The 12,167-nt window shown below is 64.2% G+C and carries 9 protein-coding genes; 5 read left to right on the top strand and 4 right to left on the bottom strand.

The annotated features are described in order from the left end of the window. Positions 1–57: 57 nt before the first annotated feature. The 5 genes from NKI05_RS04030 to NKI05_RS04010 all read left to right on the top strand — a co-directional run bounded on the left by NKI05_RS04030 (position 58) and on the right by NKI05_RS04010 (position 7,671). Positions 58–600, top strand: coding sequence for a helix-turn-helix domain-containing protein (locus NKI05_RS04030; protein WP_023815506.1), 543 nt, complete (start codon positions 58–60; stop codon positions 598–600). A 96-nt stretch (positions 601–696) separates the two neighbouring features. Beyond that, a complete protein-coding gene (locus NKI05_RS04025; RefSeq protein WP_023815507.1) occupies positions 697–3,150 on the top strand; it encodes a GcvT family protein in 2,454 nt (817 codons plus the stop codon). Further along, entirely contained in the window at positions 3,147–4,046 is a 900-nt protein-coding gene (locus tag NKI05_RS04020) for a homocysteine S-methyltransferase family protein (RefSeq protein WP_023815508.1), read from the top strand. The genes NKI05_RS04025 and NKI05_RS04020 overlap by 4 nt, the downstream gene beginning before the upstream one ends. Beyond that, positions 4,046–5,227 carry a pyridoxal phosphate-dependent aminotransferase gene (locus NKI05_RS04015; protein WP_023670766.1) on the top strand — a complete coding sequence of 394 codons (1,182 nt, stop codon included), beginning with the start codon at positions 4,046–4,048 and terminating at the stop codon, positions 5,225–5,227. Before NKI05_RS04020 ends, NKI05_RS04015 begins: the two co-directional genes overlap by 1 nt. Then, positions 5,224–7,671, top strand: a complete 2,448-nt coding sequence (locus NKI05_RS04010; RefSeq protein ID WP_023744689.1) for a GcvT family protein — start codon at positions 5,224–5,226, stop codon at positions 7,669–7,671. Before NKI05_RS04015 ends, NKI05_RS04010 begins: the two co-directional genes overlap by 4 nt. 170 nt (positions 7,672–7,841) lie before the next feature. On the opposite strand, the gene NKI05_RS04005 is transcribed toward NKI05_RS04010, so the two are convergent. From NKI05_RS04005 to NKI05_RS03990, 4 genes are all read right to left on the bottom strand, one after another. After that, on the bottom strand, positions 7,842–8,423 hold the full coding sequence (locus NKI05_RS04005; protein ID WP_023690990.1) for an NAD(P)H-dependent oxidoreductase: 582 nt from the start codon (positions 8,421–8,423) through the stop codon (positions 7,842–7,844). Continuing rightward, positions 8,423–9,004, bottom strand: a complete 582-nt coding sequence (locus tag NKI05_RS04000; RefSeq protein ID WP_023700354.1) for an NAD(P)H-dependent oxidoreductase — start codon at positions 9,002–9,004, stop codon at positions 8,423–8,425. Before NKI05_RS04000 ends, NKI05_RS04005 begins: the two co-directional genes overlap by 1 nt. 286 nt (positions 9,005–9,290) lie before the next feature. Next, a complete protein-coding gene (locus tag NKI05_RS03995; protein WP_031196657.1) occupies positions 9,291–10,694 on the bottom strand; it encodes an FAD-binding oxidoreductase in 1,404 nt (467 codons plus the stop codon). After that, positions 10,694–11,995, bottom strand: a complete 1,302-nt coding sequence (locus tag NKI05_RS03990; RefSeq protein WP_023744687.1) for a cytosine deaminase — start codon at positions 11,993–11,995, stop codon at positions 10,694–10,696. Before NKI05_RS03990 ends, NKI05_RS03995 begins: the two co-directional genes overlap by 1 nt. Between the last annotated feature and the right edge of the window lie 172 nt (positions 11,996–12,167).

Genomic DNA, 12,167 nt, shown 5'->3' with positions numbered 1-12,167 from the left:
CAAGTGAGCGTTTTGGCCCCAGCTATCCCCAAAACATTGCAGGGACCTGACGAGCGCCTGCTGGCGAGTGACATCCGTGCGCTGCGCAAGGCGCGCGGGCTGACGCTGGCTGAGATCGCGCTGAAGCTTGGTCGCTCCGTCGGCTGGGTCAGCCAGGTCGAGCGCGGCCTGTCTATCCCTTCGCTTGGCGACCTCAGGGCCTTCGCAGACCTGTTCGGCGTGCCACTCAGCCTGTTCTTCAGCCACGACGTGCCGATCGAAAAGGAGCGCGGCGTTGTAGTGCGCGCCGGCAGCCGGCGCACGCTTGGCACAAGCGAATCCGGCCTGGTGGAGGAGCTTCTGTCGCCCGATCTCGGCGGTAGTTTCGAGATGGTGCGTTCGATCTTCGCGCCGGGCGCCGAGATGAAGAGCGAGCAGCTGCGGCCGACCGAGGAAGCCGGCTACATCGCCTCTGGCATTTTCGAGATCGAGATCGCCGGCGTCTGGCACCGTCTTGTCGAAGGCGATTCCTTCCGCTTCGAGCGCAAGCCGTACCGCTGGCGCAATCCCGGCAGCGAGCCGGCCGTGGTCATCTGGGTGGTTTCGCCGCCTGTTTATTGAATGCATGTCGCCCAAAAGTGTGCAGCGGTTTTGGGACAACGACATGCATCAAGCAAAAAATAGAAGCGCAGCGCGCTTCAGGTTTGGGAGAAGAATATGGCCGGTTTGCCGACCACGGCACGCGTGGTGATCATCGGAGGCGGTGTCGTCGGCACCTCCTCGCTCTACCACCTTTGCGAGGCGGGCTGGACCGATTGCGTGCTGCTTGAAAAGAACGAGCTGACATCGGGCTCGACCTGGCATGCCGCCGGCAATGTGCCGACCTTCTCGTCGTCCTGGTCGCTGATGAACATGCAGCGCTATTCGACCGAGCTCTATCGCGGCTTGGCTGATGCCGTCGACTATCCCATGAACTACCACATTACCGGCTCGCTGCGGCTCGCCCACACCAAGGAGCGCATGCAGGAGTTCCAGCGCGCCAAGGGCATGGGCCGCTACCAGGGCATGGACATCGACATTGTCGGCCCTGATGAGATCAAGCGCCGCTATCCCTTCATCGAGACGCATGAATTGAAAGGCGCGCTCTATGATCCAAACGACGGCGACATCGACCCCGCGCAGCTGACGCAGGCACTTGCCAAGGGTGCGCGCGACATGGGGGCAAAGATCATCCGCTTCTGCCCGACCACGGGCGTGCGCCGTGAGAACGACGAATGGGTGGTTGTCACCCCGCAAGGCGAAATCCGCTGCGAGATCGTCGTCAATGCCGCCGGCTACCGTGCCGCCGAAGTCGGCAAAATGTTCGGCCGCGACGTCCCGATGATGGTGATGAGCCATCAGTACATCTTGTTCGAGGAGATACCCGAACTGGTGGCGTGGTCGAAGGAGCAGGGCAAGAAGCTGCCGCTGCTGCGCGACGTCGACACCTCCTACTATCTGCGCCAGGAAAAGAACGGCATGAATCTCGGCCCCTATGAGCGCAATTGCCGCGCGCATTGGGCGACCCACAACGACCCGATGCCGGAGGATTTTTCCTTCCAGCTCTTCCCCGACGATCTCGACCGTCTCGAGCACTACCTTGCCGATGCCGTAGCCCGCGTGCCAATTCTCGGCACTGCCGGCCTGTCCAAGGTGATCAACGGGCCGATCCCTTACGCGCCGGACGGCAATCCGCTGATCGGTCCGATGCCCGGCGTTCCCAACGCGTTCGAGGCCTGTGTCTTCACCTTCGGCATCGCCCAGGGCGGCGGCGCCGGCAAGGTGCTGGCCGAATGGGTTACGCAGGGCCAGACCGAATGGGACATGTGGTCTTGCGATCCGCGCCGTTTCACCAGCTTTGCGGCCGCCCCCGACTATAGCGTCGCCAAGGGCATGGAGATCTACGGCAACGAATACGCCATCCAGTTCCCGCGCCATGCCTGGCCGGCCGGGCGCGACCGCAAGCTGTCGCCGATCCACGATCGCATCAAGGCGCTCGGCGCCCAGTTCGACGCCTATAATGGCTGGGAGCGTGCCACCTGGTATGCGCAACCCGGTGACGACACGTCGGAAGAAGCAACACTCACCTTCCGCCGCGACGGGCCGTGGCAGCACCGCGTGCGCGAAGAATGCTTGGCGGTGCGCGACGCCGCCTGCATTCTCGACCTGCCCGGCTTCTCGCGCTTCAACCTCGAAGGTCCTGGCGCAGCCGAATGGCTGGCACTGCAGGTCACCGGTCTGGTGCCCAAGCCCGGCCGAATCGGCCTCGCCTATTTCGCCGACGACAAGGGCCGCATCGTCACCGAGATGTCGGTGGTGCGCCATGGCGAAGAGCAGATGACGCTGATCACCGCGGCGGTAGCGCAGTGGCACGATTTCGAATGGCTGAAGTCGCGCCTGCCGAAGGACGCGGCTTTCACCCTCACCGACAGGACCGAAGACTATTCGACGCAAATCCTCGCCGGCCCCAATTCGCGCAAGATCCTGGCCGATGTCTGTGGCGCGGATCTCTCGCTGCCCTGGCTGACGCATCAGGAAACCACCATCGCCGGCCGCTGGGCGAAGCTGGTGCGGGTATCCTTCGCCGGCGAACTCGGCTGGGAAATCCACACCAAGGTGGGAGACACCGCCGCCATCTTCGACGCCATCTGGGCGGCGGGACAAAAACACGGTCTGAAACCGTTCGGCATGTATGCGCTGGATTCGCTGCGCCTCGAAAAGGGCTACCGGACCTGGAAGGGCGACCTGTCGACCGACTATACGGTCCTGCAGGGCGGGCTCGAGCGCTTCGTCAAATGGGACAAGCCCGACTTCCGCGGCAAGGCAGCCCTGCAGAACGAAAAGCAGCAAGGCGTGAAGAAGCGCTTCGTCACGCTGGTGGTCGAAAACCCAGGCGATTGCGACGCGCCGTCCGTGTCGACGCTCTGGCATGACGGCAAGATCGTCGGCGAGACGACGTCCGGCGGCTGGGGGTATCGCATCGACAAATCGATCGCGCTCGGCATGCTGCGCGCCGACCTGGCTGAACCCGATACCGCGATCGAGATTGAAATTTTTGGCGATCGTTTCAAGGCAGTCGTGCAGAAAGACGAGCCGCTGTGGGATCCGAAAAACGAAAGACTGAGAGCATGAAGAAAGTCATTCTCACCGATGGCGGCATGGGCCAGGAACTGGTCCGCCGCAGCAGCTCCGAGCTGACGCCGCTCTGGTCGGCCAGGGTGCTGATCGACGAGCCGGATCTGGTGCGTGACCTGCATGCCGAATTCATCCGGGCCGGCGCTCGCGTCATCACCATCAACACCTATTCGGCAACGCCGGAGCGGCTCGCGCGGGAAGGAGCAGAAGACCTCTTCAAGCCCTTGCAGAAGCGCGGCATCGAATTGGCAAGACAGGCACGCGACGAGGCAGGCGATGCAGCGATCGCCGGCTGCCTGTCACCGCTGTTCGGCAGCTATGCGCCGGCGCTGACCATATCGTTCCAGGAGACGCTGGACATCTATCGCCGCATCGTCGCAGAGCAGGCCGATGGCGTCGACCTGTTCCTGTGCGAGACCATGGCCTCAGCCGAGGAAGGCCGTGCGGCCGTTACCGCTGCGTCGGAAAGCGGCAAACCTGTCTGGGTATCTTGGACGCTCGCCGATCACGGCGCGGCGCGGCTGCGCAGCGGCGAAACAATAGCGGCAGCGGCGGACGCCCTCGACGGCCTGACGGTTGCAGCGCGCCTGGTGAATTGCTGCCGGCCAGAAACTATCGCCGCGGCACTGCCCGAATTGATTGCCCTCGGCGGCCCGGTCGGCGCCTATGCCAATGGCTTCACCTCTGTCGAAGCGCTCAAGCATGGCGGAACGGTCGAAGTGCTGCACGCACGCCACGACCTTGATCCGGATGCCTATGCCGACCAGGCGCTCGGCTGGGTCGCCGCTGGCGCCACCATCGTCGGCGGCTGCTGCGAAGTCGGCCCTGCCCACACCGCCGCCTTGCGCGACCGGCTCGAACAGGCCGGCCACGAAATCTCGGGAGTATCCTGATGCCCAGACCATCATCGCGCATTTCCGGCATCGTGCCTTCGGGCAAGGATGGCTGGGAGGTCCACACCGAGGCATGGGCCCGCAAGGAGGCGGGCCAGGACATCATCATGCTGTCGGTCGGCGACCATGATTTCGATACGCCGAGCCAGACCATCGAAGCCTGCGTGACGGCGGTTCGCGGCAGCAACCACCACTACACCCCGCTTCCCGGCGTTCCGCGCCTGCGCAGGGCGATGGCGGCGGCCTCGACCGCCTGCACCGGGGTCGAGACGAGCCCCGACCAGGTGATCGCCACGCCGGGCGGTCAGGCCGCCCTTTACGCGGCGGTGCAGGCCGTTCTCGACCAGGGCGACCACGCTATCGTGGTGGCGCCCTACTACGCGACTTATCCCAACACCTTCAGCGCCGCCGGCGCCAGCTTCACCGTCGTCGAGACGCCGGCCGGAGACGGTTTCCAGCCGCACGCCGAGATGATCCGCGCGGCGCTCAAGCCCAACACGCGCGCCATTTTGATCAACACGCCGAACAACCCGACCGGCGCCGTCTATTCGCGTGAGCGTCTGGAAGAGCTGGCCGAGATCTGCCGCGAGCACGATCTCTGGCTGCTGTCGGACGAGGTCTACTGGACGCTCGGCGGCGGCGAGCACATCTCGCCGCGCGGCCTGCCCGGCATGGCGGAGCGCACGCTGGTCATCAATTCGATGTCCAAGAGCCATGGCATGACCGGCTGGCGCATGGGCTGGCTGACCGGCCCAGCGCAGATGATCACGCTGTTGACCAATCTCAATCTGGTGACGACCTACGGCCTGCCGGCCTTCATCTCGATCGCCTGCGCCGAGGCGCTGGAGAACCGCTTTGGCGTCAGGGAGATCGCCGAACGCTATGCGGCGCGCCGCACCGTCCTGCTCGACGCCGTGCGCGGCATGAACAATATCAGCGTGCACGGCTCCGAGGGCGGCATGTATGTCATGCTCGACATCTCCGCAGTCGAGCCCGACGACGAGAAATTCGCCTGGGCCTTTCTCGACCAGGAGAGTGTCGGCGTCATGCCGGGTTCCAGCTTCGGCAAGGCCGCTGCCGGCCACATCCGCATCAGCCTCTGCCAACCGGAGCCGGTGCTTCAGGAAGCCGCAAAACGCCTGCGCCGCTTCGCATCCGGCTATCGCCGCGAGGCCGCATGACCAGAAGCATTCCCACCAAGGCCCGCGCGGTTATTATCGGCGGCGGTGTCTCCGGCTGTTCGGTCGCCTACCACCTGGCCAAGCTCGGCTGGACCGACATCGTGCTGCTCGAACGCAAGCAGCTGACCTCGGGTACGACCTGGCACGCCGCCGGCCTGATCGGCCAGCTGCGCGGCTCGCAGAACATGACGCGGCTGGCCAAATATTCGGCCGACCTCTACGTCAAGCTGGAAGCCGAAACGGAAGTCGGCACCGGCATGCGCCAGGTCGGCTCGATCACCGTGGCGCTGACTGAGGAGCGCAAGCACGAGATTTATCGGCAGGCCTCGCTCGCCCGCGCCTTCGATGTCGATGTGCGCGAGATTTCGCCTGGTGAAGTCAAGGAGATGTACCCGCATCTCAACGTGTCCGATGTGGTCGGCGCCGTGCATCTGCCGCTCGACGGCCAGTGCGATCCGGCCAACATCGCCATGGCGCTGGCCAAGGGCGCCCGCCAGCGTGGCGCCGCCATCGTCGAGAATGTGAAGGTCACCAAGGTCCATACCAAGGCCGGTCGCGTCACCGGTGTGTCGTGGGCGCAAGGCGACGACCAGGGCACGATCGAGGCCGACATCGTCGTCAACTGCGCCGGCATGTGGGCGCGCGAGCTCGGCGCCCAGAACGGCGTCACCATCCCGCTGCATGCCTGCGAACATTTTTATCTCGTCACCGAGCCGATCCCCGGGCTCGGTCGTCTACCGGTGCTGCGCGTTCCCGATGAATGCGCCTACTACAAGGAAGACGCCGGCAAGATGATGCTCGGCGCCTTCGAGCCGGTGGCCAAGCCCTGGGGCATGGACGGCATAAGCGAGGATTTCTGCTTCGACCAGTTGCCGGAGGACATGGAGCATTTCGAGCCGATCCTCGAAATGGGCGTCAATCGCATGCCGATGCTGGCAACCGCCGGCATTCACACCTTCTTCAACGGCCCCGAAAGCTTTACCCCCGACGACCGCTACTATCTCGGCGAAGCGCCGGAGCTGTCGGGCTACTGGATGGCGACCGGCTACAATTCCATCGGCATCGTCTCGTCCGGCGGCGCCGGCATGGCGCTGGCGCAGTGGATCAATGACGGCGAAGCGCCCTTCGACCTCTGGGAAGTCGACATCCGCCGCGCCCAGCCATTCCAGAAGAACCGTAGGTATCTCAAGGAGCGTGTCTCCGAAACACTCGGCCTGCTCTATGCGGATCACTTCCCCTACCGGCAGATGGCAACGTCCAGAAATGTCAGGCGCTCGCCCCTGCACGAACACCTGAAGGCGCGCGGCGCCGTGTTCGGCGAAGTCGCCGGCTGGGAGCGCGCCAACTGGTTTGCGCGAGAGGGGCAGGAGCGCGAATACCGCTATTCCTGGAAGCGGCAGAACTGGTTCGACAACCAGCGCGAGGAGCACCTGGCGGTCCGCAACAAGGTCGGCCTGTTCGACATGACCTCGTTCGGCAAGATCCGTGTCGAAGGCCGCGACGCCTGTGCCTTCCTGCAAAGGCTGTGCGCCAACGATATGGACGTGGCGCCGGGCAAGATCGTCTACACCCAGATGCTCAACCAGCGCGGCGGTATCGAAAGCGACCTCACGGTGTCGCGGCTATCTGAGACCGCCTACTTCCTCGTCGTGCCGGGCGCGACGCTGCAACGCGACCTCGCCTGGCTGCGCCGGCATGTCGGGGATGAATTCGTAGTCATCACCGATGTCACGGCAGCTGAGGCCGTGCTCTGCCTGATGGGTCCGGATGCGCGAAAGCTGATCCAGAAAGTCAGCCCCAACGATTTCTCCAACGACAACAATCCATTCGGCACCTTCCAGGAGATCGAGATCGGCATGGGCCTCGCCCGTGCCCACCGCGTCACCTATGTCGGCGAACTCGGCTGGGAACTTTATGTCTCGACCGACCAGGCGGCTCATGTCTTCGAGGCGATCGACGAGGCCGGCGGCGATGTCGGCCTGAAACTTTGCGGCCTGCACACGCTGGATTCCTGTCGCCTCGAAAAGGCGTTTCGGCATTTCGGCCACGACATCACCGACGAGGACAATGTGCTGGAGGCCGGCCTCGGCTTTGCGGTCAAAACCGCCAAGGGCGAGTTCATCGGCCGCGATGCGGTGCTGAAGAGAAAAGAAGCCGGCCTGTCGCGCCGGCTGGTGCAGTTCCGTTTGAAAGACCCTGAACCCCTGCTCTTCCACAACGAGGCGATCCTGCGCGACGGCAAGATCGTCGGCCCGATCACATCGGGGAATTACGGCCACCATCTCGGCGGCGCGATCGGACTGGGCTATGTGCCCTGCCAGGGCGAGAGCGAGGCGGATGTGCTGGCCTCGTCCTACGAGATCGAGATCGCCGGCGAGCGTTTTGCGGCGGAAGCATCGCTGAAGCCGATGTACGATCCCAAGGCGGAACGGACGAGGATGTAGCACCTTTTTACCCTCCCCCTTGTCGGGAGGGTCGGCTCGCAGTCGGAGCGAAGCGGCGATTGCGAGCCGGGGTGGGGGTGCGCCCTACGAGACCCCCCACCCCGCTTCGCAAATGCCGCCTTGCGGCATTTGCTGCGCGACCCTCCCCACAAGGGCGAGGGTGAAGAAGCTCAAAACCGCTCCAGCTTCGCCCGCACTTTCACCAGAAACGCCGCCCTCGTCCTTGGCGTCGAGGCGTCCATCAGGTAGTGCGCCAGGAAAAACGTCCGGCAGCGGCGGGCGCACAGCGCGCGCATACCGCGCAGCAAGGTCTTGCGGCCGGGCTGGCCGACGACGACGCTCCACCAGGTCGGCGCGCCGCAGGTGGTAATGACGCCGACCCTGGTGACATGTGTCATCAGCGACGTGATGCGCCCCTTGCCCAGCTTGAAGGCGACATCGGTCGCCCAGACCCGGTCGAGCCAGCCCTTCAGCATGGCCGGCAGCCCGTACCACCAGGTCGGATAGATGAACAGGATCGCCTCAGCCCAGGCGAGATGCTCGAAATGCGGTTTTAGGGCCGGATCCTCCGGCGCCCGCTCATTGTAGGCGCGTCGCTCTTCGCAGCCCATCACCGGATCGAATTTCTCCGCATAGAGGTCGAGCAGCCGCACCTCCCAGCCGCGTGCCTTCAGCACATCGACTGCGGCATCTCTGATGGCGGCGCAAAAGCTTTCGGGCACCGGATGGCAATAGACCACCAGCACGCGCATCAGAATTCATCCATCCCGGCCGCGACCTTGGCCATGAAGGCTGCCCGCGTCTCGTCGGTCGACAGGTTCATCGAATAATGAGCGAGGTAAGACACCGAGGCGCCGGGCCTGATCGTCGCGCGCAGCATCCGCTTGACCAATCTGCGTGGCGGATCGCCCATCAGCATGGCGCGGAAGCGGCTGCCGCCATAGGTGGTGACGGCGGTCAGCTTGCGGATGTTGTGGAGCGAAGGCTGCGCCTTGCCGTCGACCAATTTGAACGACACGCCGGGCAGAAACACGCGGTCGAAAAAGCCTTTCAGGATGGCCGGGAAGCCGTAGTTCCAGACGGGATATGACAGCACCAGCGCCTCGGCCTTGAGCAGCCGCTCGACATAGGGCGCGGCCGGGTCCGCAGGGCTGCGTTGGTTATGATAATCCAGCCTCTCCCCGCGCGTCAGCCTGGGGTCGAAATCCTCTGCATAGAGATCGCAATCGTCGACCTCATGGCCGGCGGCCGTCAGCCGCTCGACGATCGTGCGGTGCAGGCCTGCATTGAAGCTGGTCTCCACCGGGTGTGCGTAGAGGACGAGGACTTTCATGGGGAAATGCTTGCGAGGTGGGCGCGAGGCACCCCCCTCTGCCCTGCCGGGCATCTCCCCCGCAAGGGGGGAGATCGGACTGCCGCATCGCTTTCACTAATTGTCAGCGTGTCAGATTGGCCGCGGCGTTCAGGCTGCCAATCTCCCCCCTTGCGGGGGGTGAGAAGTGGTCGGCGAAGCCGATGGGAAGCCAATTGCTTGGCTTTCCAAACGACGAACGCCCGAAGCGGCAGCGTAGGGCCTGTGCCGGCAGGACAGAGGGGGGTGCTCAAGCTCAAACCTCTGCTCATTCTGCTTTCTGCAAACCCTTGAACAAAAAAGTCCGGCCCGAGCGATAGTCGTAATCCGGATTTTCCCAGGCGATCATCTTGCCGGGATTGAGCAGGCCTTGCGGATCGGTCTCGCGCTTGAAGGCGAGCTGGATTTCATCCGTCTGCTTCATGCCGCCCTCTTCCAGCGTGTAGCGGTGCGGGTTGAAGATCGGGCAGCCGTTCTCCTCATGCAGCCGGATGATTTCGTTGAGCCGCGCCTCGGTGGTGAATTTCACCAGCGGCAGGCCGAAGCAGGTGATGTTGCCGTCGAGGCGCACGAATTCGAGATGCGAAAAGACCTCGTTCGGAAACATCGCGTCCATCTTCTCCACCAGCGCCAGCTGGTTGGGAAACGGATAGAGCGATTGCAGATAGGTGATCGCGGGATCGACCCGCAGTGCCCTGAGCGTGGTGTGGTTCCACGCCAGTTCGAAGCCCGGCGGCAGGCCCTTTTTCTCTTCGTCCGTTGCCGTCGCCGCATTGAAGATGACTTCGCCGCCGGCGCGGCGGGTGAAGGCGAGGAACGCGTCTAGCCCATGCCGGGCAACCATGACGACGCAGATGCTTTGCCCGTCCCGGAAGAACTTCTGGTGGCGCTTGAAATAGAGCTGCGGCACGGGCGCGGCGATCGGCGTGATCAGCTTGGTCAGGATGCCGTCCTGGCGTGCCAGCGCGTTGCCGTAGCGGGCTGCCGGCATGAAAGCGTCGAAGCCGACGATCACGTCGATCCATTCATAGGCTGCAGTCAGCGGCATCTCGACCTCGGTGATGATGCCGTTGGTGCCATAGGCGTGGGTGACCTTGTGCAGGTCCTCGCCGGCGAGTTCGAGCGCCTTCGGCTCCGCCTCCATAGTGACGACGCGCAGGCGCAGCACATTGCCGAAATCACGCAGACCGCCGAAATTGATCGAGCCAACGCCGCCCGAGCCGCCGGCGATGAAGCCGCCGATCGAGGCGGTGTTGTAGGTCGACGGCGACAGCCGCAGTTCCTGCCCGGAATGCGCGCGCGTCGCTCTGTCGATGTCGGCGAGGATCGCGCCCGGCCCGGTGACGACGCGGCCCGGCGCTATGGCCTTGATCTCGTTCATCTCGGCAAGGTTCAAAACCACGCCGCCCGATAGCGGCATCGCCTGACCGTAATTGCCGGTGCCGCTGCCGCGCGGCGTCACCGGAACGCCATGACGGTGGCAAGCGGTAAGCACGCGGATCAGTTCGGCCTCGTTCCTGGGCGTCACGATCAGGTCGCCGGTGACGTGGTCGAGCTGCTGCTTCAGCACCGGGCTGTACCAGTAGAAGTCGCGGCTCTTCTGCTGGACGATGGCCGGATTGTCGTCGAGCTTTATCCCGTCGAGATCACGTTTGAGCGCCGAAACATCCATCATTCCACCATCAGTTCGTCGAGCTCGGCATAGTCGGGCAATTGCCTGTCGATCGCTCGGCCGTTGCGCACGACGATGCGATCCGATTCGGGCCGCGACAGCAATTCCGTCCAGCTCCGCCCTTTGAAGACGATGAAATCGGCGCTGCCACCGGCTGCCAGTGTCCCGACACCATCGAGCCGCATCACCTTGGCCGGCGTCGCCGCCACCGTCTGCGGCCAGTCGCCGACCGGATGGTCGAAATGCAGGATGCGCGTCGCCATGCGGTAGACCTCCAGCATGTCGAGATCGCCATAGGCATAGAAAGGATCGCGGGTGTTGTCGGAGGCGACCGCGACCGCAATGCCCCTCGCCTTCATCTCGTGCAGCAAGGTCACGCCGCGCCAGCGTGGCGTGGTCTGGTCGGCGCGCCGGTCCTGCAGATAGAGATTGCACATCGGCAGCGACACCACGGCAAGCTTGGCCTTGGCGACCTTGTCCAGCGTGTCGAGCACGTCGAGATCCGGCTGGCGCGCCAGCGAGCAGCAATGTCCCACCAGCATGTTGCCCTCAAAACCGTTCCAGAGTGCAGCCTCGGCAATCTTCTTCAGCGAGATCGCCGCGATGTCGTCGGTCTCGTCGGCGTGGAAATCGAGATCGAGCCCGTGCTTGTTCGCCTCGGCGAACACCTTGTCGAGAAGCTCTTCGAGATCCGGCACCATATAGGTGACGACGCCGAGCACGCCCTTGGCCGCAGCCACACGCTTGGCCAGCCTCTCGAACCACTTTCTGTCGCGCACGCCTTCGATGCCGAGCAGGCAGGCCGCCTGCAGCTCGATGCGGCCGCGCCATTTCTCCCGCATCGCCTCGAACACCGGCCAGGAGATTTCCTCCTGTGGCGGCACGCTGTCGAGATGAGTGCGCAAGGCCTTGGTGCCGTGCGCGTAGGCCGAGCGCAAAGAGAAATCCATGCGCCGCGCCACGTCCTCGGCGCTCCAGCGCGCTGCACGGTCGGCGCCGGTGGCATTGAGCGCGCCCATGAAACTGCCGTCGGGATTGGGTTTGCGCGGCCAGATCTGGCCCTTGTCGATATGGGTGTGGCAGTCGACGAAGCACGGCAGGATGATGCGGCCGGCGAGATCGACGGCATCGGTCGGCGCCTTTGATTTGTAGTGCGCGGCGATGGCCGAGATCTTGCCATCGGCAACGGCAATGTCGGCCAGCGCGAAACCGTCGGCGTCGTAAGTGGTGGCAAGACCTGATGTCAGCGACCGGTGAAGGCGGACGTTGGTGAGATGGTACGAGCCAGAGGTCGGTATCAAGGACCGCCCCCCTCTGCCCTGCCGGGCATCTCCCCCTCAAGGGGGGAGATTGGCAGCTTTTCCGACAGCACCCGTCTTCCAACGTCGATAATTGGCGAAATCCCGGATGACGTCCAATCTCCCCCCTTGAGGGGGAGATGGCCGGCAGGCCAGAGGGGGGTGTTTCGCGCCA

Origin of the sequence: Mesorhizobium sp. M0771, from assembly GCF_040320155.1 — a bacterium.
Taxonomy (GTDB): domain Bacteria; phylum Pseudomonadota; class Alphaproteobacteria; order Rhizobiales; family Rhizobiaceae; genus Mesorhizobium.
This window is presented reverse-complemented; position numbering and strand designations above follow the sequence as displayed.